Genomic DNA, 23,627 nt, shown 5'->3' with positions numbered 1-23,627 from the left:
TCTCCCAGAGGGAGAGTAAAGCCGAATCAAATGTTGCGACGAACTTAGGCGTTTTCTGAAAACCTGGTCGGGTGGAATGGATGGGCCGCGAGCCGCTGCGAAAACCTGGCGATCATGGTTCGGCTACGGTCCAGAGTCTTCCATCGCGGCCAGCAGTTCTTTGGCAAACGCTTGGACCTGGCGAATCGTCTCTGCTCGCGAGTCCGGCGTCACCTCCGCGATCCGCCGGACGAAGGCCGAGCCGACGATCAAGCCGTCGGCCACCGGAGCCAATTGCCGAGCCGTATCGGGGCCGCTGATTCCGAAACCGATGCAGATCGGCAGGTCGGTCTGCTCTTTCAACCACTGCACGTTTTCGACCAAGTCGCTGGGCAATTGGTTGCGTTCGCCCGTGATGCCGGTAACCGAAACGAAGTACAGGAAGCCGCTGGAGGAGTTGGCGATCTGGACCTGCCGCTCGCGAGGCGTGGTGGGGGTGACCAGTTGGATCAGGTTGAAGTCGTGGGCTTGGCAGACCCGCGACACCTCGGCGGCCTCTTCGACCAACAGGTCCGGCACGATCGCGCCGCTGTAACCGGCGGCCAGGGCGCGCTGGACGTAGGCTTCCAATCCGATGCGGTGGATGATCGAGTAACTGACCATCGTCACCAGCGGCATCGCCATCTGCGGCTTCAGCGAGGCCGCCAGGTCGAACAACTGCTGCAGCCGAAAGCCCTTGTCGAGCGAGCGTTGGTAGGAGGCTTGGATCACCGGGCCGTCGGCGATCGGATCGCTGTAGGGGACCCCGACTTCGCACATGCTCGCTCCGGCATCGGACAGGGCTTCGAGCAATTGCCCGGTGAACTCCATGTCCGGATCCCCGGCGGTGACAAAGGGCATCAGAGCTTTGCGGCCCTGGCGGCGGAGGTCGGCAAACAGATCGTCGATGGCAGTCATGGTCGGTTGTTGGTTGTTGGTTGTTGGTTGTTGGTTGTCAGGTTGTCAGGTTTGGGGGGGCAGCGTTTGGTAGGCTGCGGCCAGGTCCGCTGCGGCGGCCGAAGGAGCAAACGGGTCCCGCCCCAGCCACACCGCTTCCACGGCGCTTGCGATCATCAACAATTGAAACAATTGTCCCAGAGCATGCGTGTCCAGGCTCGGCAGGGTCAACGTGGTGGTGGGAAACCCGGCTTGTTGCCAGAGGCGAATCGAACGGTCGCTGGCCGCCCGGTTCAGCTCGGGCAGGCTCTTGCCGGTCAAAAAGTTCAACCCACCATGGTCGCTACGGCAGGCGTCGACCGCCAGGGGGTCGGTGCGGTAGCGGGCGAGCAGCAGGTTGTTGACCAGCGTGTTTTGCGTGTCGCTGCGGCGGCGCGGATCGCGGCTATGCCAGTCGCCGGGATTGACCATCGTGATCGGCAGCGGAGCGGCGGCTCCACCGGTCGATTCTCCCAGCACCTGTTCGTACCAGCGGCCCAGTCCCGCCAGTGATTGGCTCCACACACTGCTGACCCGCAAGCTGCACCCTCGGTGGCGGTGCAGCAGGTGGTTGGCCGCGGCGAACTGCAACACGATGTTTTCTTCGGCCGGGGCGGTGCGAAAATGATCGCTGATGGCCATCGCGCCGAGCAACAGCTGGATGCAGTCCAGCCCCAGAAAGGCGGCCGGCAGCAGGCCCGAGGGGCAGAGCACGCTGTAACGGCTGCACAGCTGGTCGGGAACGTTCAGGATGGGATCGCAGCCCAGCCGCTGGACCCAGGAGCGGAGGCGTCCGCGGGGTCCGGTGACGGGAAAGACGAACTTCGAGAGCGACCCTGGATCGCGGGCCCGCGACCGCTGTAGGGCGGCCAGAAATTGCCGAAAAGCGACGCCCGTTTCCAGCCGTTCGCCGCTCTGGCTGACCACGCACAGGCCCCAGCAATCGCACACGGGGTTGTCTTCGGTGCCGGCGGCGGCCAACCGATCCAGCAGGGCGGCCGTGGCGTCGTTGTCCAGCGAATCGCCGGCAAAGTACATCCGCGGCTTGCTGCCCCGCCCGCCTCGCGAAAGTTCGTTGTGGTACGGATGACAGCAGGCCTGCAGCAAGGCTTGGGCACCCAGCGACGACCCGCCCACGCCCAGCACGACCACGGCATCGAGGCGATCGTGCATGCCATTGGCCAGCGAGAAGACCCGCCCCAGTTCGCTGTCCTCGCGGTGTTGCTCGTAGGCCTCGAGCTGTTGTCGAGGCAAGTCCAGGAAGCTCCAGGGACTCTCGGCTGCGGCTGCCTGCAAGCAAGCCTGCCGCAGCGAGTCGGCGTGAGCGAGCCCCTCGGCCCACTGGGCGGGAGTCAGCCCGGTACGGGCGTCGAGAGCACCGGAGGGGTCGTACTGCAGAAGGGTCAACGGCGAATGGGGGCGTAAGAAGGGATGGAGAGGGCTGCGCGGGCATATCGTACCGTCCGTAGCACCCTGGTCGATATCACCCTGCCGCCGGGTGCCGGAGCTTGAACGGCCTGTCGAATTATTGAGCCGTTGAGGCGATAGCCTCGGTTTCGTCACCGCAAAACCGGGGCTGTTGCCCAAACGGCTCACAAACGCGATGCGTTTTCGAATGAATCGACAGGCCGTGAACCCTCCACAGGCGGGGTGAAAGCGCACTTTACCCGGCGGGCGAAAATCGCTAAAAGCCGTCCAGCGAAGACCTTACCTGCACGCCGCTCGCGAAGCCCCACGATGAGAACGCTTGTTGCCCACCTGGTCGCCTGGACGGTTTACCTGTTGCACTGGACCTGTCGCGTGCGGGTTCACAACGACGCTCGGCCGCAGCTGAAGGCGGCGTCGACCTCTTACGTGTACGCGATCCTGCACGCCCACCAGTTGGCCGCTCTGATGGTGGCCGACCGCGGGCTGGGCGCCATGGTGTCGCGTTCGGCCGACGGCGAAATAATCGTGCCCACGCTGCGGATCATGGGCTGCGTGCCGGTCCGCGGATCGAGCGGTCAGGGTACCGCCAACCGAGGCGGTCGCAACGCACTGCAGAATCTGATCCAACACGTCCGCGACGGCTCTACGGCTTGCCTGACAGTCGACGGGCCCCGCGGCCCGCGGTGCCGGGTGCACAAAGGGATCGGCGAGCTGGGGCGGCAAAGCGGTGCCGTGGTGCTGGCCACCTCGATCGTGCCGCGGCGTCGCTGGATCATCCGCAATGCCTGGGATCGGTTGCAGATCCCCAAACCGTTCACGACGCTGGACCTGCATTTTTCCGATCCGGTCGAACACCGCGCCGGCGAGTCGCTGGAGAGTTTTCGGCGACGGATCCACCGCGCCCTGGCGGAACTGGAACAGCAAAGCGACCCCGAGGAGGCGGTCCACAGCGAACCGCCGCTGGTCGATCAGCCGCTCCGCCGCAGCGCCTAGGCGGTCCACCCGCGTAGCGGAAGTCGCCAGACTTCGGGACGCCCCGTCCAAACTCTGGCGAGTTCAGCTACGTCTGCGCTCCTTCTGTCCAAACGTTTGGCGAGTCCAGCTCGTGGGCTTTTCCAATCGCCGCTTGTCGCTCAAGATAGCGTCCTTAACTTCGACGGACGTATGCTCCTGCCCTCATGACGCCATCCACTTCAGCTTCGGCGGACGCCCCCGACCCTCGCCGCACGGCTTACGACGAATCCTTCCCGGCTCCTGCCAAGGCGGCCATCGTGGGAGTCGGATTGTTGGGCGGTTCGATCGGGCTGGCCCTGCGCCGGCGTTGGCCCGAGATCGAGGTCTGGGGCACGTCGCGAAACGAGGCCCGGCGGCGGCTGGCCGTGGAGACGGGCTGCGTCACCCGAGCGGTCGCCGACCCGGCGGCGGCCTGTCGCGATGCCGACCTGGTGTTCGTCTGCACGCCGGTGGGAAAGATCGCCCAGCACTGCACCGCCCTGGCGGCCGCTTGCCCGTCGCGTACGCTCTTGACGGACGTCGGCAGCACCAAACGCCAGTTGGTGGCTCAGATCGAACAAGACCCCCGGGCCGCGGCGATGTTCGTCGGGTCGCACCCGATCGCCGGCGGAGAAAGAACGGGTCCGGGACACGCTCGAGCCGATTTGTTTCAGGGCAAACGCGTGGTCGTCACGCCCACCGCTCAGACCGATCCGGCTCGGCTGCGGCAGGCGGTCGCGCTCTGGCAGACCCTGGGCAGCGAAGTGCTGCAGATGTCGCCCGAAACCCACGACCGATTGTTGGCCGGAATCAGCCACGCCACGCACTTCGCCTCCTGTGCGGTGGCTTCGATCCTGCGGCCCGACGAGCTGCCGTTGGTCGGCAGCGGCTGGCGGGATACGACGCGCGTGGCGGCCGGAGACCCACAGATGTGGAACGACATCGCCATGCAAAACGCCGGTCCGATCAGCCAGCGTTTGGGCGACGTTCGCGAGGCCCTGGACCGCCTGATCGCCGCGATCGATTCAGGCGACTCGGCGGCCCTGTTGCAGTTATTGACCGAGGCGCAGACGCTGCGCAAAAGCCTGCCCGCCGCTTCGGCCGAACACGCCCCACGTTCCGGGCACCCAGAAAACGTTTCCGCTGCCCGCACGGACCCCGCGCCCGGTGATTGATCCACCGAGACCTCGACCGCTCACTACCCTTCCCTTTCTTGTGACCCAGACCAACACCATGCCCCTTTGGCAAATCGACATCTATCCTGCCGAAACGCAAGCCGACCGCGACGGTCAGCGGATCAGTGAAGAAATCCACGAACTGGGATTGGCCGACGACGTGCAGGTGACGTTCGCTCGCGGCTATCTGGTGCAGGGAGATCTGAACTACGAAGCGGCCCAGACGATGGCCCAGACGATGCTGGCCGATCCGATCACCGAACGCACCGTCGTGGCGCTGGCCGGCCAGGACACGCTGAACGAGCCGCCGGGCGACCAGGCGACACTGGTCTACGTCCTGCCCAAGCCGGGCGTCATGGATCCGGTGGCGATGAGCACTCAGGCGGCGGCTCGCGACGCCGGTCTGGCGGTGGACAGCGTCCGCACGATCCGCAAGTACTGGTTGCCGGAATTGGAACCGCAGCGGCTGGAGCAGATCTGTCGCCGAGCCCTCAGCAACGACGCCATCGAACAGGTCGTCGTGGGGCCGTTGGAGATGGATCAGTTGGACGTCGGCAGTGGGTACGAGTTCGAAAAGATCGTGGTTCCGATTCGCGAGCTGGACGACGCGGCCCTGGAACATTTGTCGCAGAGCGGCCAGCTGTACCTGACGCTGGTCGAGATGCAGACGATCGCGGCGCACTTCCGCGAACTCGGCCGCGATCCCACCGACATCGAACTGGAATCCATCGCCCAGACCTGGAGCGAGCACTGCAGTCACAAGACGCTGGCCGGCCGGATCGCCTATCGCGGTCCCGGCCCCGACGGCCAAGCCGAGGGCGACCGGCGGCAGTACGACAACATGCTGAAGGAAACCATTTTTGCGGCCACAGAGCAGATCCGCAAAACGCTGGGCGACGGCGACTGGTGCGTCAGCGTCTTCAAGGACAACGCCGGCGTGGTCACCTTTGACGACCAGTACCACGCCTGCTTCAAAGTGGAAACGCACAACCACCCCTCGGCCCTGGAACCCTACGGCGGAGCGAACACCGGCATCGGCGGCGTGATTCGCGATCCGCTGGGCACCGGGATGGGCGCCAAACCGGTGTGCAATACCGACGTGTTCTGCTTTGCCCCGCCGGATACCGATCCGGCCAGTCTGCCGCCGGGCGTGTTGCACCCGCGGCGCGTGATCAAGGGCGTGGTCGAAGGCGTCCGCGACTACGGCAATCGGATGGGGATTCCCACGGTCAACGGCGCGGTTTATTTCGACCGCCGCTACCTCGGTAATCCGCTGGTCTACTGCGGCAACGCCGGCATCATTCCCGTGGGCATGGAAGACAAACAGGTCCAGCCCGACGACTACATCGTGGCCCTCGGCGGCCGGACTGGCCGCGACGGCATCCACGGCGCGACCTTCTCCTCGGCCGAATTGACCAGCGAGAGTGAATCGCTGTCCGGCGGCGCGGTGCAGATCGGCAACGCGATCACCGAAAAAATGGTCGCCGATGTTCTGCTGCAAGCTCGCGATGCCGGGCTGTACAACGCCGTAACCGACTGCGGGGCGGGCGGATTCAGCAGCGCCGTCGGCGAGATGGGCGAAGAGATCGGAGCCGAAGTGTGGCTGGAAAAGGCGCCGCTGAAGTACGAAGGTTTGAGCTACACCGAGATCTGGATCAGCGAAGCCCAGGAACGGATGGTGCTGTCGGTGCCGGCCGATAAATGGGACCGCCTGCGTGAGTTGGCCGAGAGCGAAGGCGTCGAAGCGACCGTGATCGGCAAGTTCGTGCCGACCGGCCGACTGCAGCTGCAGTACGACGGCGAAACGGTGGGCGACCTGTCGATGCAGTTCCTGCACGATGGCCGGCCGCCGGTGATCCGCGACGCGGTGTACCATCCGGCCCCCGAGTCGGAACTGGCGATTGCACCGGAGCTGAGCTCGGCAGAGGCGCACCGCAAGACGCTGGAGAAAATCCTTGGCTCTTTGAACGTGGCCAGCAAGCACTGGGTGATCCGTCAGTACGACCACGAAGTCCAGGGCGGCAGCGTGGTCAAGCCGCTTGTCGGACCGCTGTGCGACGGCCCCGGCGATGCGGCCGTGGTGCGTCCGCGACTGGAGAGCCGCCGCGGATTGGTGTTCTCCTGCGGGATGAATCCGCACTACGGCGATTTCGATACCTATCACATGGCCACCTCGGCGATCGACGAAGCGGTCCGCAACGCCGTGGCCGTGGGCGCGGACCCGCAGCGTCTGGCAATCCTGGATAACTTCTGCTGGGGATACACCGATCGAGCCGAAACGCTGGGTTCGCTGGTGCGAGCGGCGATCGCCTGCCAGGATTTGGCCGTCGCCTTGGGCACTCCGTTCATCAGCGGCAAGGACAGCCTGAACAACGAATTCAGCTACGTCGATGAATCCGGCGAAAAGCAGACGATCAGTATCCCTCCGAGTTTGTTGATCAGCGCTATGGGACAGGTGGCCGACGTGCGCAACTGTGTGACCATGGACCTCAAGAAACCCGGCAACCGCGTTTACCTGATCGGCGACACGTATCGGGAACTGGGCGGTTCGCATTTCGCGCTGGTCCGCGAATTGGCCGGCGGTCACGTGCCCCAGGTGCACGCCCAGCAAGCCGCCAAGACGTTCGCCGCGGTGCACGCCGCGATCCAGACCGGTGCGGTTCGTGCTTGCCACGATCTGAGCGAAGGCGGGTTGGCCGTGGCCGCCGCCGAGATGGCCTTTGCCGGAGCGGCCGGCATGGAGCTGGATATCGCGGCTGTGGCCGAGCAGGTTTCCGGCGCGACCGAGGCGCTGTTCAGCGAATCCAATACACGGTTCTTGATCGAAGTCCGGGCGGACTCCGCCGGAGCCTTCGAGGCCCAGTTCGCCGATGCTGGCGTCACCTGCCTGCCGCTGGGTACCGTGACGGCCAAGGAAACCCTGACCGTTCGCGCCGGCGAGGACCTCGTGCTGCAGGCCGAGACCCAGCGACTGAAGGCCATCTGGCAAAGCCCCTTGGACTGGTAGGACATGAACTACACCTATTCGCAGATCGCCAAGATGCTGGATCACTCGCTGCTGCATCCCACGACCACCTGGGATGCGCTCCAGCAGGGGTGCCGCATGGCGGTGGCCTACGACGTGGCCAGCGTGTGCATCCTGCCCTACGCCCTGCCGCGGTGTGTGGAATGGTTGGCCGGCAGTACGGTCCAGCCCAGCACCACGATCGGCTTTCCCCACGGCGCCCACTGCACTCGCGTTAAGGCGGCCGAAGCGGAGCAGGCGATCGCCGACGGATGCCAGGAACTGGACATGGTGTGCAACGTTTCCAAAGTGCTCAGCGAAGACTGGGAATACGTGCGAGCCGACCTGCAAGCGGTGATCGAACCGGCGCACGCGGCGGGCCGCAAAGTCAAAGTCATCTTCGAAAACTGCTACCTCGAGGACGACCACAAGCGGCGGCTGTGTGAGCTGTGCGTCGAGCTGGGCGCGGACTGGGTCAAGACGTCCACCGGTTACGGCACCGGTGGCGCGACGCTGGAAGACCTGCAGTTGATGCTTGACCACACCCGCCGGCCGGTTCAGGTCAAAGCCGCCGGCGGCGTCCGCGATCTGGACAAGCTGCTCGAGGTGAGGCAGATGGGTGTCAGCCGCGTCGGGGCCAGCGCCACGCAGTCGATCCTCGACGAATGTCGTCGTCGTCTGGAATTGCCGCCGATCGAGGTGACCGCGAGCGAGGACCCATCGGGGTATTAGGCTACTTGTCTTCTACCGGCACGATCGAGAGGCCGTCGCTGGCGCGAAGGATGATGCGGTAGCTTTTGCCGGGTTCGGCCTTGATCGAGACCGCTTCGCCGTGGGCGGCTCGGATACCCATCTCACGGGCCTTCTCGCGGTCGTTGGCAAAGACCCAGAACTGGTCCCAAATCTGTTTTTCAAACTCCGTCGGCTGGCCGCCTCGGGCATAGGACTGGGGCAGCAGCCCCACCTCGTCCAGTTCAAACCCCTCGGCTGGGCTTTGCTGTTCGCCGAAGATCCGCCGAAACAGGGCCAGGGAAGTTCCCCTCTGCAGGTGGGACTGTTCGACGAATTGGTCCTCGAATTTCACCACCCAGTTATCCAGATAGACGACGTCGCCCTGCACGGTGAACTCCTTCGCCTCGCCCACCGGATCTCCATCGGGCGACAGTTCCTGGAATCGCACGCGCGTTTCGACCATGCCCGATTCTTCGGTGGATTGATCCAGGACGTCCAAACGGGCTAGACGTTGGTCCATCTTCAGCAGTTTCAGCGACGTTTCCAGCCGGACGATCTGCTCGCTGGCGTCCTTGAGCTCCCCCTCCAGGCTGGTGATCTGCGTATTGGCGGCGGTCAGTCGCCCTTCGGCTTGGCTCAGTCGGCTCCGGGTTTCGCTCAACTGATCCTGGGTTTGTTCCAGTTCCCGTTGGTCATTGGTGACTTTGTCATAGACCACCCAACCCGAACCGGCCAAAAAAAACAAAACCGCGGTCGCCAGTACCGTACGGATGGTACTGTTGATGGTGGTTACGGTGTCGTTAACGCGTCCCATGACGGCTCCATCGGGCGAAACGTGTGACGGTGGGCAGGCTGGATGCTGGATCTATCGACGCGGTGGCGCACTCCGGTCGCCTTGTTGGCACGAGAGTCGCGTTATTACGCATCATAGCTAGTTGACCTGTTGTATGGATCGGAACGATAGGGCGGAATGCTACAGGTGTTGCACAATGCAACACTCATAACCGGTCCAGGAAATCGGTAGGGATTGGGGATTTCCCAGGAAAATTGTTCGCACCTTTTGATGGCCCCAAATAGACTGCAGAAATGAAACTTTTCGGAAAACACTTCTCGGAGAACCGACGCATGGCACCCCAACGCGTCATGAACTTGTTGGCCTTGGTGGCGATTTGTGCGACCACCGGTTTGCACGCTGCCGACCCCGTTTCAGCGAATCACCGGCTGGCGACGTACAGCACGCCGGCCGGCGACGCTTATTTCGCTTTGGCGCTCCAGCCCTCGGCGGACGACGCCCTATTGCAGGCCGCTCGTTCGCAGCCGGCCAAGGTCGTGGTCGTGGTCGACACCTCGGCCAGCCAGATGGGGGCCTACCGCAGCGCTTCGCTCGAGGCGCTGCGTTCGGTGCTCGGTCAGCTTCGCGCCGAGGACGCGGTCAAAGTGTACGCGGTCGACGTCCAGGCCACGGCGATGAGCGAGTCGTTCGGCGGTGCCGACGACACGACCACCGCGGCGGCCCTGGCAAAGCTGCAGCAGCGGCTGCCGCTGGGCAATACGAACCTGTCGGATGCCCTGCACGCGGCCCGTGCCGATCTGGTCGCCCAGCAAGCCACCCGCAGCATCATCTACATCGGCGACGGGGCGTCGCTGGGAGAGATTCGCAACGAACAGCGTTTTGCCACCTTGGTCGACGCCCTACGGGCCGACAAGATTTCCGTGCACAACCTGGCCGTGGGCCCCACGACCAACGTCGAACTGCTGGCGACGCTCTCGAATCAGACCGGTGGCGTGACCATGGTGCCGGGCGAAGAACAACTCGGCGAAGCCTCCACGCTGGGCCGTCAGTTGGCTGATGCGGCCACGACATCGCCCCTGTGGGTGGAGCAATTGCAGTTGCCCGCCGGCATGCAAACCGTCCAACAATCGCGTCTGCCGCCGCTGCGACTCGATCGCGATAGCGTGTTGATCGGACGGATGGACGGCGAGGTCGAGGGCAGAATCGCCGCGACCGGCGACGTCGCGGGCGTGCCGTTCGAAGTCGCCGTGACCGCGGAGGCCGAAGCCTCGCACCCGGACTTTGCCTTCCTGCCGGGAATGGTCAACAACACGACTCACAATCAGGGACTGATGCTGCCGACGCCCGGCTCTTGGGCCCTGCACGCGGTCGCTCGCGCGATGACCTTCCGCGCCGAACAGATGGCCGAGGCCGGCACGTTGGCCCTCAAGCAGGGGAACGCCCGCGGAGCCGCTCTGGTGGCCGATCTGGCGCTGCAGGCCGACCCCAATAATCCGACGGCTCAGTCGATCGCTCGGCTGGCCGACGAAGAAGACACCCTGACGGCCATGCTGCAGGGCGAAGTTCCCGCACCGGCCGGCGTCCCGCTGGGGCTCGCTCCCGGCGATCTGCCCGAGCAGCCCAGCGGTTTGCTGGGCCAGGTCGACGCCGAACGAGCCCAGAACACCGGACGGTTGCGAGCCGAGGTGCGAGCCGGATTGGCGGTGGCTCGCCGCGAAATGCAACGCAACCCCGCTCGCGCGACCGAGAACCTGAAGGTCCTGCAGGCGATCGTCGAGAGCGAACCGGCCGTCGTCCCGGAGGTCCGCGAGGAATTGCTCGGACAGGTGCGTTCGGCCTTGCAGGTCGCCGCCGCGGCCGCTCGTACGTTCGCCAGCGACCAGCAATCGTTCCAACAACAGCAGGCCGCGGCCGAAGCCGTGGAACGCTTGTTGGAAGACACCTTCCGCAACGAAGCTCGGATCAGCCAACTGTCCCAGCAGCTGAACGCGGTGATGCGGGAAGGCCGTTACCAGGAGGCCGCCGGCGCGATCGCTCCGGATCTGGCCGAATTGGCTGGCCCCGAACGCATCATTTCCCAGCACGCTCTGGAACATTCGCACATCGCGGCCACCGTGCGGCGGCATATCCGTTACCAGAACCTGCGAGAACGCGCCTTTGTCGATGCCCTGGGACTGGTCGAAAAAGCCTTTATCCCCTTCATCGACGAACCCCCGATCGTGTACCCCGAAGCCGAAGTCTGGCAACGACTCAGCCGCCGCCGGCTGGAACGCTACGGTTCGCTGGACCTGTCCGGCGATAATCCGACCGAACGCCGGATCTATGCGGCCCTGGAAGAAGAAACCACGGCCGGACCGTTCGTCGAAGAATCGTTGGACCAAGTGGTGCGGACCCTGGGCGAAGCTCACGACATTCCGATCCGCGTCGACGCCCGAAGCCTCGAAGAAATCGGGCTCAGCGGTGACGTTCCGGTCTCGATGGACCTGAAGGGAACCAGTCTGCGGTCCTTCCTGCGGCTGATGCTGGAAGAATTGGACCTGACCTACATGATCAAAGACGAAGTGTTGAAGATCACCACGGTCGAAACCGCCGAAACCAACCTCGTGAACAAAGTCTACCCCGTCGGTGACCTGGTCGTGCCCGTGATAAGCATGGGTATGGGCGGCATGGGCGGCATGATGGGTGGCATGGGCGGCGGCATGGGCGGCATGGGCATGGGCGGTATGGGCGGCGGCATGGGCGGCATGGGCGGCATGGGTGGCATGGGCGGCATGGGTGGCATGGGCATGGGCATGATGGTCGTGCCCGATGACCTGACGCTGTCCAGCAAGTCCGCGGCCACGCCGGCCGAGGATGTCCTCGGTACCGACGGTCCGATCCGCGTGACGCCCCGCCAAGGCGAGAGCATGGCCGAAGCGTGGGCCAGGCATTTCGAAAACCTGTCGCTGGAAACGCCCGCTCAGCAGGCTCGGCACGATGCGGGCATCCGCAGCACCGTGCGGATTCTGAATGCTCGCGCCGGCAAAGCGGCCGAGAAGCAAGACGACGAAGCGGCGCAGCACAACTTTGCCGAGATGCGCGACTTGATCGCCGCCGCATTTCGCTACGGGCACGTCCAGCCCTGGATGTACGAAGCCTATGCCCTGGCCCTGATGGGAACCGATGGCGACCAAACCGAAATCGAACGGGCGTTGTTGTCGGCGGTCGATTTCGCCGACACGCCCGACGACGTCATGAACGTGGCGACGCATCTGGAAGCGATCGGATCCAAGGCCGCCGCACTGCGGCTGTGCATGGATGTTTCGCGGCAGTACCCCCAGCGTGAAGACTGCTACCTGGTGGGACTGCGGATCGCCGAAGACCTGGACGATATCGAAGGGTTGACCTGGGCCTGCACCGGCGTGCTCAGCAAGGCTTGGCCGGAAGAGCAAGCGGAGTTGGAGAAGCGGGTTCGCCTGTTGGCCCGAGCCACGTATCTGAACCTGAAGGAAAAGGGGCAATACGAAGCCGCCAAGCAGTTCGCTGCGGACCTGGAAGCGGCGACGGCCCACGACGTGATCATTCGCGTGACCTGGACCGGAGACGCCGATGTGGACCTGTTGGTCGAAGAGCCCTCCGGTACGGTGTGTTCGCTGCGTAACCGGCAGACCGCTGGCGGAGGCGTTTTGCTGGGCGATGCCCTGCCCGGCGTGTCCACCGGGGGCGAGTCCACCGGCGGCAGCACGACCGAGACCTACGTTTGTCCCAAGGGGTTTTCAGGAATCTATCGTCTGGCCATCCGCCGCGTCTGGGGCAATGTCTCGACGGGAACCGTTTCGGTTTCGATCCTGACCGACGTGGGACGCGAGTCCCAGCGGTTGATCCAGCAACAGATTCCGCTGAAAGAAAAGGACGCCATCCTGGCTTTCAACGTGCGTGAGGGACGTCGTCACCAGCGTGTGGCCGAGGCACAACTGGAGAACATCGCGGCCGAACGCGACAAGATGGGCGGTGCGGTGTTGGCCCAGCTGGCCGGCGGTTCGGACAGTTCCAGCGCAGCGGAATTCTTCCGCGACATCCGCCGCTTTGGTGGCAACGCCGTGGGACCGGGCGGTTTCGGACGCGCCGGCGCGGTGGGCTTCGAACCCGAAATCGAAACCTTTCCCGAAGGGGCTTCGATGTCCGCGATCGCGATCATCTCGGCCGACCGCCGCTACGTGCGAATCACGCCCATGCCGACCTTCTCGCAGATCGGCAACGTCAGCACGTTTAACTTTATCGACGGCGAATCCGAAAACCTGCCCGACGCCGGCGGCGGCCAAAATGGCGGCGGCTTCGGTGGCGGACAGAACGGTTTCCAAGGCGCCGGCGGCCAGCTCTAAAGCACGCTCGGCTGGAAACAGCCACAAGCGAAACTCAAAGCAACTCGGCTACCCAAGCCGAGTTTTTTTGTGCGCTCGCCGCGGCGCCCCTTACAGCGACTCGCCGGCGCGACCGCCACCGGCGACGTCGATGTCGCCGGGAGTCAGGTGCGGCGCGGCGTCCAGGGCGTCGGCGTCCATCAAGGCGCCGACGCGCTGCAGCGTGGCCAGGATCTGCGTGCGTTCCCAAGCTTCCAGCGACGAGAGCGCCTGGCGGAACCGGTCCTGCATCAGCGAGGGGGAGGCCTGCAGCAGTTGTCGCCCGGCGGCGGTCATGGTGATCGTGACCGAGCGGCGGTCGGCCGGGCTGGGCTGGCGGTCGACCAGGCCGCGAACGGTCAAGCGTTTCAGGATCCCCGTCACCGTCGCTTGACTGAGATGGACCGAGCAGGCCAGCTGCTTCGGTGCGGCCGTCCCCAGGCGTTCGACTTCCTGCAGGACCGCCAGCTGGGGGCCTGTCAAACCGTACTGTTCGACCAGCCGGCGCGAATGCAGGTCGACCGCCCGAATAATTTGGCGAATCGCAGCGACGATTTGATCTTCGTGGGACAACATGATATTAGTGCTTTCAACGCTAAGCAATTTTTGTTAGTGTGAAAAGGTAGGGAATGAGCAGGGCTGAAGGATTTTCGGCTTTTCGCGGGCTGCAGCATGGCTGCGAGCCCGTTTGAAGGCGAGTTCACGGCGGGTTCAGAGGGCCGTGGGGTTGCCGGTTCGCGTCCTGGCGTTTGTTTGCGGTGCCGAGGTTGGGCCGAAATTGATTTCGGTGCAAACTTTCGGAGCCATTCGTATGCATTCCCGCTTGCCGCAGACGCCCGGAGCCGCCGAGCATCCGTTCTTGACAGCTTTTCGTAAACAACTTGCCCAGGAGGTAAGCAACTTGATGGATGAATCGATCCAACCAGAAGAAAAGACGTATCATGTGCAGCAGTTGGACGCGGACGGCGACGTGCTGGCGTCGGTAGCCGTCGAAGCGGTCAGCGGCGAAGCGGCCGCCAAACAGCTTCGCGAAGTCGCCGACGGCACCGAATCGATCAACGTCTGCTTGAATGATGAAGTCATGAACGAAATGGACGTGCAGTACTGGCACCAGCGGATGCGGGGGCGCCGCTGATGCCCGAGGCGGCGACCGCACTGAAGTTCCAGCAGCAGCATTTCGACGAGGTCTCCGAAGGCCATCTGTCGCTGAAGTGGAATGAGGTCGAGGCGGCGACCGAGTACCGCGTCGTGGACGAGCGCGATGTGACGATGTACCGCGGTCACGTGCCTCAGGCTTTCATTTCGGGATTGGCCGATGGCGAGCATCGCTTCGAAGTGTTCGCCGTCGATGCTCGGGGCGAGGTCCTGGCAGAAACCGAAACGCCGGCGACGGTCCACGTCCAGCACTGGTCCTTGACCAGCGCGTTTGGGCTGTTTGCCTGCGGGGCGGTGGTGCTGGTCTCGGTCCTATTGGTTTTGTTGTGGGGCGCTCGTCATGACGCAGACGGAACGGAAGCGGCCGCGTGAACACGATTGATTTTTGCGTCTTGGCGGACGCTCCCGATGCCATTATCCGTCCCGCGGCCGGCTATGCCCTCTTGGCCGCTTTTGGGGTCGCCTGGATCGCCCTGGGCTTTTGGTGGGGACGCCGCGCCAAGTCCTATGACGGATTTGCCGTCGCCGGTCGCAACGTCGGGCTGGCCCTCGCTTCGGCGACCGCCGTGGCCACCTGGATCACCTCCAACACCGTGATGTTGGCACCGCAGTTTGCGCTCGAGCTGGGGGTCTGGGGGGCGTTGGCGTATTCCACCGCCAGTTTTGGATTGTTTGCCTTTGCGCCGATGAGCGGTCGGATCCGCCGCTTGATGCCGCGTGGCTACACCGCCGTGGAATTCATGCGAAGGCGCTACGGCCAGTTGGGCGGCGTGCCGTTCCTGGTGATTTCGTTCTTCTATGCCCTGACCTGGCTGGTTTCGATGTCGATGGCCGGCGGCAAACTGTTGAACGTGTTGTCGGGGATACCCTACGAGGTCGGCATGACGGTCGTGGTTTCGGTGTGCGTGGGATACACCCTGGTCGGCGGTATGTACGCCGTGATCGGCACCGACTTCATTCAGAGCTTGATCATTTTGGCGGGCTTGGTCGTGGTGGCCGGAGCGGTGCTGAGCAATGTCTCGGTGGCCGAGGTACACCAGACGCTGGCCGTCGAGCGACCCATGCTGTTGTCGTTTCTGTTTCCCGCGGCTTTGATGGCGCTGTTTAACAATATGTTGTTCGGCTTCGGCGAGATCTTCCACAGCAACGTGTGGTGGAGCCGCGCGTTTTCGATGCGTGAGGGCGTCGGCCCCAAAGCCTACGCCCTGGGCGGACTGCTGTGGTTGCCGGTGCCGATCGTGGCCGGATTCCTGGGGCTGGCCGCTCCGGCGCTGGAGATCGGGATCAGCCAACCCGATACGGCGGGTCCCTTGGTGGCCGCGACGCTGCTGGGAACCGGCGGAGCGGTGTTGGTGTTCATCGTGGTGTTCTGTTCGTTGGCGTCGAGCATCGATAGTCTGCTGGCAGCCACTTCGGACATGGTCGTAACGGACGTGGTCGAACCGCTGGCGGGAACGATGGGCGACCGGGCCAAGCGACGGGCCGCGACGGCCAGCATCGTGGGGTTGGGTTTGATGGCCTGGGCGGTTGCCTGGCCCAATGTTTCGGACCTGGCCCGGGTCTTGTTTTTCGCCGGCCCGCTGGTGGGCAGCTGTATCTGGCCGATCCTGGGCGGATTGTACTTCCGCCAGCCCGGCCCGATCGCAGCCTGCGGGGCGATGAGCGCCGGCAGTACGGCGGGCTTGGTGGCTTACCAAACCATTGGCTGGTTCGTCGGATCACTGATCGGAGCGGCGGTTAGTGGCGCGGTTTTCGCTGTCCTGGTCTGGTGGAAACCTGACAATTTCGATTTCCGCACGCTCAGCGCCGAACCTTCGGCCTCTTGTGCAAACCCCAAACAAGCGGGTTGAATAATGTTTCCGCTTTGGCTCTTACAGGCCCTGGTGATCGGTGGTCTGATCCTGTGTGCCGCAGGGGTGATCACCCTGATCATCTTTTTATTATTTGATTCCAAGAATAAGAATATCTGGTAGGAACAATTCGGATGGGTAACTCCACCTCCGCTGGGGCGACCAGCGTTGCACGCAACTCCAAAGGACGGGTGTTGTGTGCTCGGAAACTGTTGGAACTGACCGACGGGGTCGTCGACCGCGAATCGCTCGAGGCATTGGCCGGTCAATCGATCCTGAATCCGCGGCAATTCGACCGCCGCTGTGTGGTGGCGCTGTCGCAGTTCGCCGCCCTGCTCGAGACGCGCAACGTCGAAGTCGAAAAGCCGCTGGACGGCAAGATCGCGATCACCGCGTTCTTCGAAGCCAGCACGCGCACCCGCTTGTCCTTCGAAAGCGCCGTGCTGCGACTCGACGGCAAAGTCCTGTCGGTGCCCGATGGGCAGGTCACGGGAATCGCCAAAGGAGAATCGCTGGCCGATATCGGCGAGATGTTCAATACCTACGGCGACGTGGTCGTCATGCGCCATCCCGATACGGATTGCTTGGAGGAGATCCGCACCAATTTGCAGCGGCCCCTGATCAACGCCGGCAACGGCAGCGGTCACCATCCGACGCAGGCTCTGATCGATTGGTTTGCGCTGTTGAAATGGCGGCCCCAGTTGTGCCTGCCCGATTGCCCGCCGGACCAACGCATTCACCTGGGGATCATCGGCACGCCCGGTTCGATGCGGGCCGTGAAGAGCTTTCTGCGGTTGGCGCTGATGTTCACCGGTGCGGTTTCCAAGATCACGATCATCTCCGAGATGGCCGATCCGGTGGGCTTGGACCTGACCGAACCGATCGAGGAATCGCCGATCCCGATCGAATACATCAACGACGTCCAGGAGGCCCTGCCCGAGCTGGACGTGATCTACGTCAACTCGATCGCCTTCCTGGGCGACAGTTACAAGAACCTCGACAACCGTTACCAGTTGCAGCGGGGCAGCAAGCTGAAACCCGACGCGGTCATCATGCATCCGCTGGCGCGAAACCGCGAATTGGCCACCGACCTGGACGAAACCGACCACAACCTGTACTTCGCCCAGGCCGCCGGAGCGGTCTTCGCCCGTCAAGCTCTGTTGATCGCCGTCCTGGATCGTTTGGACCGCGTCAGCAACCTCGACGGAACGATTTGAATTGGATGTTTGCTGACTCAAACGGAATCTATGTATCTTGGCATGTGCTCCCCTCTCCCCACCGACCTTGGGCAAGTGGAGCTTGCCCAGGTCGGTGGGGAGAGGGGCCGGGGGTGAGGGGCCTCCGGCGCAACTGCCAGTATTGTTGAATCGGGTAGGACCAACGCGTTTGCAGTCGATAAACGAAACACACAGACTGCGAATCTACCTGCCATAGAACGGCTACGCGGGAAGAAGCACGGTGCCGCTCTGCAATCCCCTCACCCCCGGCCCCTCTCCCCCGAAGCCTGACTCGCTTAGGCTCGTCAGGCTTCGGGGGAGAGGGGAGTGAACGATTCTCATCGTACATAGAATCGTTAGAGTCAGAAGATTTCGAAACTTAGTATTTATTTGTCCCCTCTTAATTCACGACGGCCTCTATGTGCGGGATCACCGGTTTCTGGGAACCATCCCAGACCAATCAACGAGAAATACGATTCGCCCTCGACGGCATGATGGATGTGTTGGACCATCGCGGTCCGGATGAACGCGGCAGCCGCCTGTTCACCGATCTCGGGCTGGCGCTGGGGCACACGCGGCTGTCGCTGATCGGCCTGGATCACGGTCATCAACCGATCGAGACCCATGGCGGCGATTATGCGGTGACGGTCAACGGCGAGCTGTACGGATACAAGCAGCTGCGCACGCGGATGGCCTGCGAGAACTTAACCGTCGACGGCAAGAGCGACAGTGCGATCACGTTGCCGCTGTACTTAAAGCACGGCCTGGCGATGGTCGAAAAGTTGCGCGGCGAATTCGCGATCGTGCTGTACGACGACCGCGAAAAACGTCTGATCCTGATCCGCGACCGCTTCGGAATCAAACCGCTGTACTTCGCGATGCTCGACAACGGCATCGTCTGGGGATCGGAGGTCAAAGCGATCCTCCAGCATCCGCGGATCGAACCCAAGCTGTGTCCCAAGGCGGCCCTGCATCAGATGATGCAGGTGATGGTGCCCGGTTCCACGGCCTTTGAAGGCGTGCAGGCGATCCAGCCCGGCCACATGATGATTGTGGAACTGCGCGACGGCCGCTTGCAGGCCCGCACCGAGCGGTACTGGGACCTGGACTTCCCCACCTCCCACGACTCCGGCGCCGACCCCGCGCCCTACGTCCAGGGCGTGCAGGACCGCTTGATCGATGCCGTGGCGACACGGCTGGAGGCCGACGTGCCGGTGGGCTGTTACCTGTCGGGTGGCATCGACAGTTGCTCGATCCTGGGACTGGCCACGACGCTGCAGCAGTCCCCGGTAAAGGCCTTTACGATCGCCTTCGACAGCGCTGAGTACGACGAATCGCACATCGCCCGGTTGATGGCCGAGCGAACTGGGGCGGAACAGGAACTGTTGCTGCTGACCGAAAAGGAACTGTACGGCCCGGCGTTTGAACGGGCCACCTGGCACGCCGAGCGGACGTTCTACAACACGCTGGCCGTGGCCAAGTGGCATATGAGCCGGCGGGTGCGAGCCTGTAACTACAAGGCCGTGGTCACCGGCGAAGGCTCCGACGAGTTGTTCGGCGGATATCCGTTCTTCAAACGCGACTGGTTGGGACGCGAGGGCGAAGGCGGCATTTTTGCCGGAGCGATCCTGGCCGAAGAAGACCTACAGCATCCCGCCTGGCAGGATCTGTGCGGGTTTACGCCCTCCTGGATCCAGCCCTGGATGCTGACTCTGAAACGACTCCAGCCCCTGCTGTCCGATGACATGCAGGACCTGATGCGCGAGTACGACCCGATCGCCGAAGTCGCCGCGGCGATCGACTCCCGCGCGGTCGCCGGACGACACCGGCTGGACATCTCGCAGTACACCTGGTGCAAAACCATGTTGGAAGGCCAAATCCTGACCTGGGGTGGCGACCGCATGGATATGGCCAACAGCATGGAGGCCCGTCCGGCGTTCCTGGATCATCTGTTGGCCGAATACGCCGTGACGATCCCGCCGGAAGTGCGGATTCGCAACGGCGTGGAGAAATGGGTGCTTCGCGAAGCCATGGTCGACGTGCTGCCGCGCGAGTTGTACGAGCGCGAAAAGTTTGCCTTCATGGCACCGCCGGCGCACACCGATCCGGTCAAGCGGGCCGCGATCCAGGAGATGATCGACCACTGGTTGACGCGCGAGCGAGTGCAGACCCTGAACGTCTTGGATGCCGACCGGCTGACACAGTTCATCGACAACGCCTGGCAAGAGACCGATGGCACGATCGCTCGCCGCAACGACATCCTGATGAATCATTCCCTGCAGCTGCACATGCTGCAGGGCCAATACGTCGAAGGCGTGCCCTTGCCGGTGGTGGACTGAATGGAACTTACTGTAAATCTTGATCGCCTCAAGCAAGACATTCTCTCGCTGGCGGAGATCGGTCGTGACTCCGAAGATCGTGGGATCTACCGGATGGGGTTCACCGATGCAGACATGGAAGGCAAACGCTGGTTGCAAGATCGCATGCGCGATGCGGACCTGGCCTGTTCGGTCGATGGGGCGGTCAATGTTTCGGCGACGCTCGAGGGACGCAGCGAAGGACCGCGGATGTTGGTCGGTTCGCACATCGATACGGTGCCCTGTGCCGGAGCGCTCGACGGAACGCTGGGCGTGGTGACGGGGCTGGAGTGTTTGCGGCGGCTGCGAGAATCCGGTGTGACGCCCGAGCGGACGATCGAATTGATCGCGTTCAGCGACGAAGAGGGACGCTTCGGCGGGATGTTCGGTTCGCAGTCGGTGTGTGGCGAAATTAATCCGGAACTACTGGCGTCGATGTCGGATCTGTCCGGCGTCCGCTTGCAGGACGAACTGCGGCGACACGGCTACGATCCGATGGGGTCGCTGGACGCCGCTCGCGATCCCGAATCGATCGCCGCCTATCTGGAATTGCACATCGAACAGGGGCCGGTGCTGGATCGCACCAAAAAATCGATCGGCGTCGTCGACGAAATCACCGGCCTGTTCACCTGGGCTGTGACCTTAAAGGGCGAAGCCAACCACGCCGGCACAACGCCCATGGACATGCGCAATGACGCCTTCATGGGCCTGGCGGATTTTGCCCATGAGATCCCCCGGGTGCTGGAAGAAAACGGTGGCCCGCGGAGCCGAGCGACAATCGGCAAGGTGCAGATCCTGCCCGGCGCCACCAATACCGTGCCGGGTTTGGTCGAGTTCTCGCTGGACGTCCGCGATACCTCGGAAGTCTTGCTGGACGAATTGAGCACGGCGTTCCGCAAGGCCCTCTCCGCGATCGCTCGCCGTCGCCGGTTGATGTTCGAATTCGAACAGAAAAGTTATTTGCAGCCGGTCGCCTGTGACGAGAAAATCGTCCAGCGCCTGACCGAGCAGGCCCAGCGATTGGGGCTGGAGCATACGGTGATGCCCAGCGGGGCCGCACACGACGCCCAGATCATGGGCAAAATGGTTCCGGTGGGGATGATCTTTGTCCCCAGCAAAAACGGACAAAGCCACTCGCCGGCCGAATGGACCGCGTGGTCGGATATCGAAGCCGGCGCGAACCTGATGCTGCAAACTCTGTTAACCATCTAGAACGTATTGAGAACCGGTATGAATCCTCCCGAGCACATCGACCCGCTGAAGGAAGTCTATCACGAGTCCTTTGTCGAAAACCCGATGCACCTGGAATTCCTGGTCGAAGGGCATACGGCCCTGCTGTGCATCGATCTGCAGTACTTGGACGCCGCGCCGGGACACGGGGTGTTCAAGGATGCCGACGAGAGCGGTGTGCCACACGAGGCCCAGGAATATTATTTTAGTCGGCTGAAGAACACGGTCCTGCCCAACGTACGGGCCCTGCAAGATGCCTTTCGGTCCTACGATCAAGAAGTCATCCACACCCGCATCCAGGCCCTGACTCGCGATGGCCGCGACCGCAGCAAGGGACATCGCCGGCTGGGGTTATTGGCGGCGCCGGGGACCAAGGATGCCGAATTCCTGGAAGAGGTGGCGCCGCTGGAAGCCCGCGACGAAATCGTTATCAACAAAACGGCCAGCGGTGTGTTCTCGGCGACCAATATCCATTACGTGCTGAAGAACATCGGCGTGGAATCGCTGTTCGTCGTCGGCGTGTACACCAACGAGTGTGTGGAGACGACCGTCCGCGATGCCTGCGACCTGGGTTACCTGGTCACGATCGTCGAGGACTGCTGTGCGACGGTGACGCCGGAGTTGCACGAAGCCTCCCTGGCCACACTCCGCGACCGCTACGCGCGGGTGTTGAATCTTCGCCAAGCTCTGGAGGTGGTGCGCCAGCTGAACGCCGGTTCGATCGTCACCGCTCCCGAGCTGAAGTCGTAAAGGAGAGTCGCCTTTCGCTAACGCCGAAAGTAGCTCGGCTGTCCCAGCCGAGACGGTTTAGCTCCTCGGCCGGGACGGCCGAGCTACTATGACGGGCTAGCTGGGTGCGTCCAAGCCTTGTTCCGGGGGGCCGTACAGTCGTTGGCCGTCGGCGCTGAAGCGGCCGCCGTGCAGGGCGCAGTCCCAGGTCTGTTCCAGTTCGTTCCAGTGCACGACGCCGCCCATGTGCGGGCACACCGGACTGAACCGGTGCTCGCATCCCTGTCGGTCACGGCACACCGCAACATGTTGGTCGTCCACTTTGCCGACCGCCCCTTCGCCGGGCTGTAGGGCCGCCGGTGCCACGTTCTCTGCCGGCAGGACGCGCTGCGAAACATTGGCCGTCGCTTTGGTCTGTTCGCTGGCCCACTCGCCCGAGAGCGCCAGGCGGCTGGGCGAAAGTGGTTCTTCCAAAGGCATCGCTTTGCCGTCGATCGCCTCGGCCAACAGGTGTCCGGCAACGGTTCCCAGCGTCAGGCCCACACCGCTCAAACCAGTCGCGACCCAGATGTTCTTCTTGCCGGGGGCAAGTCCAATCATCGGCAGGCCATCGGTGGGCTCGAACAATTCCGCGCTCCAGCGTTTTTCGATCTGCTGCAAACCAAAGCGTTCATCGGCCCACTGTTCCAGTTCCCGGAGCGACTGCAGGGGATCGCCCATCCCGGTCCGATGGTCGCGCCCGCCCACCATAACCAACGACTCCTCGGCCGCACCCACGCGGCGAACGTAGTAGTAGGGATCGCTGTTGTCCCAGAACAGGGCGTCCACAGGAGCCCGAGCAACTTTGGCCACCAACAGGTAGGACTGATACGGAGGTGTGGCCGCGTACAAGGGGATACCGGAGATGAAGTTGCTGTGCGTGGCGCTGACGAGGTGTTCGAACTCAATGCGTCCGGAGTTGACCTGCAGGCTGGTCGGCTCCGATTCCTGCGGGCTGGGCACCATCGTGTTTTCGTAAATGCGCACGCCTCGCTCCCTGCACTGCTCGGCCAACCGGTGCAGGTATTGAGCGCTGTTAAAGCGACCCATCCGACGCAGCCGGTACCCGAACACGGCCCGTTCGATCGGCACGTCCTCGCACCAGGCGGCATCCAGACCCAGTTGCTGGGCGGCGCCGAGGTCCTCTTCCAGGCTGGAGCGATCGGCGGCGGAGTCGCTGTAGTAGTAGGCATCGACACGGGCGAAGTCGGCGGCCTCGCCACTGCGCTGCTCGATGCGGTCGATCGCCGCCTGCCGCAGCGAGGTGTAGGTCACCGCGTCTTCGCGGCCCAGTTGATCGATCAACTGTCGCGGTCCCATTTCGGGATGCGCGTCCAAGTGGCCGCTGCTGCCGGCGGTGGTCCCGGCACCGATCCGGTTGGCTTCACACACCGTCACGTTGAAACCTCGATCGTGCAATTCCAACGCTGTGGAAAGCCCCGTGATGCCGCCACCGATGACCAAGACGCCGGTCTTGTGAACGCCCGAAAAGCGGTCGAACGGCCGCAGGCCTGTCGTGTGTTGTCGCCACCAGGGGTCGCAAATCGCGCGTCGCGTCTCTTCAGCCATGGGTTCTGCTCGTGTTGGGGTTG

The 23,627-nt window shown here is 63.5% G+C and carries 17 protein-coding genes; 12 read left to right on the top strand and 5 right to left on the bottom strand.

What is annotated here, in order from left to right; genetic code table 11:
• Window positions 1-123: 123 nt before the first annotated feature.
• Together trpA and GE027_RS16055 are read right to left on the bottom strand one after the other, a co-directional pair.
• Window positions 124-936, bottom strand: a complete 813-nt coding sequence (gene trpA / locus GE027_RS16060; RefSeq protein ID WP_153558229.1) for a tryptophan synthase subunit alpha — start codon at window positions 934-936, stop codon at window positions 124-126.
• A 45-nt stretch (window positions 937-981) separates the two neighbouring features.
• Complete coding sequence (locus GE027_RS16055; protein ID WP_153558228.1) at window positions 982-2,361, bottom strand: glucose-6-phosphate isomerase; 1,380 nt, start codon at window positions 2,359-2,361, stop codon at window positions 982-984.
• Window positions 2,362-2,691: 330 nt separating this feature from the next.
• On the opposite strand from GE027_RS16055, the gene GE027_RS16050 reads away from it, so the two are divergent.
• The 4 genes from GE027_RS16050 to deoC all read left to right on the top strand — a co-directional run bounded on the left by GE027_RS16050 (window position 2,692) and on the right by deoC (window position 8,286).
• A complete protein-coding gene (locus GE027_RS16050) occupies window positions 2,692-3,375 on the top strand; it encodes a lysophospholipid acyltransferase family protein (protein WP_237607581.1) in 684 nt (227 codons plus the stop codon).
• A 185-nt stretch (window positions 3,376-3,560) separates the two neighbouring features.
• Entirely contained in the window at window positions 3,561-4,550 is a 990-nt protein-coding gene (locus tag GE027_RS16045; RefSeq protein ID WP_153558227.1) for a prephenate dehydrogenase, read from the top strand.
• A 58-nt stretch (window positions 4,551-4,608) separates the two neighbouring features.
• Window positions 4,609-7,557 carry a phosphoribosylformylglycinamidine synthase subunit PurL gene (gene purL / locus GE027_RS16040; protein WP_153558226.1) on the top strand — a complete coding sequence of 983 codons (2,949 nt, stop codon included), beginning with the start codon at window positions 4,609-4,611 and terminating at the stop codon, window positions 7,555-7,557.
• A 3-nt stretch (window positions 7,558-7,560) separates the two neighbouring features.
• Window positions 7,561-8,286: a deoxyribose-phosphate aldolase gene (gene deoC / locus GE027_RS16035; RefSeq protein ID WP_153558225.1), complete on the top strand. Its 726-nt coding sequence runs from the start codon at window positions 7,561-7,563 to the stop codon at window positions 8,284-8,286.
• A 1-nt stretch (window position 8,287) separates the two neighbouring features.
• Here deoC and GE027_RS16030 read toward each other — a convergent pair whose 3' ends face one another.
• A complete protein-coding gene (locus tag GE027_RS16030; protein WP_153558224.1) occupies window positions 8,288-9,100 on the bottom strand; it encodes a coiled-coil domain-containing protein in 813 nt (270 codons plus the stop codon).
• A 311-nt stretch (window positions 9,101-9,411) separates the two neighbouring features.
• Here GE027_RS16030 and GE027_RS16025 point away from each other — a divergent pair, with 311 nt between their 5' ends.
• Window positions 9,412-13,440 carry a VWA domain-containing protein gene (locus tag GE027_RS16025; protein ID WP_162006763.1) on the top strand — a complete coding sequence of 1,343 codons (4,029 nt, stop codon included), beginning with the start codon at window positions 9,412-9,414 and terminating at the stop codon, window positions 13,438-13,440.
• Window positions 13,441-13,530: 90 nt separating this feature from the next.
• Here the strand turns inward: GE027_RS16025 and GE027_RS16020 are convergent, their stop codons facing one another.
• Window positions 13,531-14,034, bottom strand: a complete 504-nt coding sequence (locus GE027_RS16020; RefSeq protein ID WP_202617438.1) for a MarR family winged helix-turn-helix transcriptional regulator — start codon at window positions 14,032-14,034, stop codon at window positions 13,531-13,533.
• Window positions 14,035-14,269: 235 nt separating this feature from the next.
• Here GE027_RS16020 and GE027_RS16015 point away from each other — a divergent pair, with 235 nt between their 5' ends.
• The 7 genes from GE027_RS16015 (at window position 14,270) to GE027_RS15985 (ending at window position 22,017) form a co-directional block, all read left to right on the top strand.
• Complete coding sequence (locus tag GE027_RS16015) at window positions 14,270-14,593, top strand: hypothetical protein (protein WP_153558222.1); 324 nt, start codon at window positions 14,270-14,272, stop codon at window positions 14,591-14,593.
• Complete coding sequence (locus GE027_RS16010) at window positions 14,593-14,985, top strand: hypothetical protein (protein WP_153558221.1); 393 nt, start codon at window positions 14,593-14,595, stop codon at window positions 14,983-14,985. Before GE027_RS16015 ends, GE027_RS16010 begins: the two co-directional genes overlap by 1 nt.
• Window positions 14,982-16,463, top strand: a complete 1,482-nt coding sequence (locus GE027_RS16005; RefSeq protein ID WP_237607580.1) for a sodium:solute symporter family transporter — start codon at window positions 14,982-14,984, stop codon at window positions 16,461-16,463. Before GE027_RS16010 ends, GE027_RS16005 begins: the two co-directional genes overlap by 4 nt.
• Before the next feature lie 134 nt (window positions 16,464-16,597).
• Window positions 16,598-17,680: an aspartate/ornithine carbamoyltransferase family protein gene (locus tag GE027_RS16000; RefSeq protein WP_153558220.1), complete on the top strand. Its 1,083-nt coding sequence runs from the start codon at window positions 16,598-16,600 to the stop codon at window positions 17,678-17,680.
• A gap of 419 nt (window positions 17,681-18,099) precedes the next feature.
• On the top strand, window positions 18,100-20,019 hold the full coding sequence (gene asnB / locus GE027_RS15995) for an asparagine synthase (glutamine-hydrolyzing) (RefSeq protein WP_153558219.1): 1,920 nt from the start codon (window positions 18,100-18,102) through the stop codon (window positions 20,017-20,019).
• A complete protein-coding gene (locus tag GE027_RS15990; protein ID WP_153558218.1) occupies window positions 20,020-21,249 on the top strand; it encodes a Zn-dependent hydrolase in 1,230 nt (409 codons plus the stop codon). It begins immediately after the preceding gene.
• An 18-nt stretch (window positions 21,250-21,267) separates the two neighbouring features.
• A complete protein-coding gene (locus GE027_RS15985) occupies window positions 21,268-22,017 on the top strand; it encodes a cysteine hydrolase family protein (protein WP_153558217.1) in 750 nt (249 codons plus the stop codon).
• A 96-nt stretch (window positions 22,018-22,113) separates the two neighbouring features.
• Here GE027_RS15985 and GE027_RS15980 read toward each other — a convergent pair whose 3' ends face one another.
• Window positions 22,114-23,604, bottom strand: coding sequence for an FAD-dependent oxidoreductase (locus GE027_RS15980; protein ID WP_153558216.1), 1,491 nt, complete (start codon window positions 23,602-23,604; stop codon window positions 22,114-22,116).
• Window positions 23,605-23,627 lie beyond the last annotated feature (23 nt).

Source organism: Roseimaritima sediminicola, assembly GCF_009618275.1.
GTDB classification, from domain to species: domain Bacteria; phylum Planctomycetota; class Planctomycetia; order Pirellulales; family Pirellulaceae; genus Roseimaritima; species Roseimaritima sediminicola.
This window is presented reverse-complemented; position numbering and strand designations above follow the sequence as displayed.

Bases quoted from the DNA above. Each gene is read 5' to 3' on its own strand.
- trpA (WP_153558229.1), bottom strand. From the start codon at position 936: ATGACTGCCATCGACGATCTGTTTGCCGACCTCCGCCGCCAGGGCCGC.
- GE027_RS16050 (WP_237607581.1), top strand. From the start codon at position 2,692: ATGAGAACGCTTGTTGCCCACCTGGTCGCCTGGACGGTTTACCTGTTG.
- GE027_RS16045 (WP_153558227.1), top strand. From the start codon at position 3,561: ATGACGCCATCCACTTCAGCTTCGGCGGACGCCCCCGACCCTCGCCGC.
- purL (WP_153558226.1), top strand. From the start codon at position 4,609: ATGCCCCTTTGGCAAATCGACATCTATCCTGCCGAAACGCAAGCCGAC.
- deoC (WP_153558225.1), top strand. From the start codon at position 7,561: ATGAACTACACCTATTCGCAGATCGCCAAGATGCTGGATCACTCGCTG.
- GE027_RS16030 (WP_153558224.1), bottom strand. From the start codon at position 9,100: ATGGGACGCGTTAACGACACCGTAACCACCATCAACAGTACCATCCGT.
- GE027_RS16025 (WP_162006763.1), top strand. From the start codon at position 9,412: ATGGCACCCCAACGCGTCATGAACTTGTTGGCCTTGGTGGCGATTTGT.
- GE027_RS16020 (WP_202617438.1), bottom strand. From the start codon at position 14,034: ATGTTGTCCCACGAAGATCAAATCGTCGCTGCGATTCGCCAAATTATT.
- GE027_RS16015 (WP_153558222.1), top strand. From the start codon at position 14,270: ATGCATTCCCGCTTGCCGCAGACGCCCGGAGCCGCCGAGCATCCGTTC.
- GE027_RS16010 (WP_153558221.1), top strand. From the start codon at position 14,593: ATGCCCGAGGCGGCGACCGCACTGAAGTTCCAGCAGCAGCATTTCGAC.
- GE027_RS16000 (WP_153558220.1), top strand. From the start codon at position 16,598: ATGGGTAACTCCACCTCCGCTGGGGCGACCAGCGTTGCACGCAACTCC.
- asnB (WP_153558219.1), top strand. From the start codon at position 18,100: ATGTGCGGGATCACCGGTTTCTGGGAACCATCCCAGACCAATCAACGA.
- GE027_RS15990 (WP_153558218.1), top strand. From the start codon at position 20,020: ATGGAACTTACTGTAAATCTTGATCGCCTCAAGCAAGACATTCTCTCG.
- GE027_RS15985 (WP_153558217.1), top strand. From the start codon at position 21,268: ATGAATCCTCCCGAGCACATCGACCCGCTGAAGGAAGTCTATCACGAG.
- GE027_RS15980 (WP_153558216.1), bottom strand. From the start codon at position 23,604: ATGGCTGAAGAGACGCGACGCGCGATTTGCGACCCCTGGTGGCGACAA.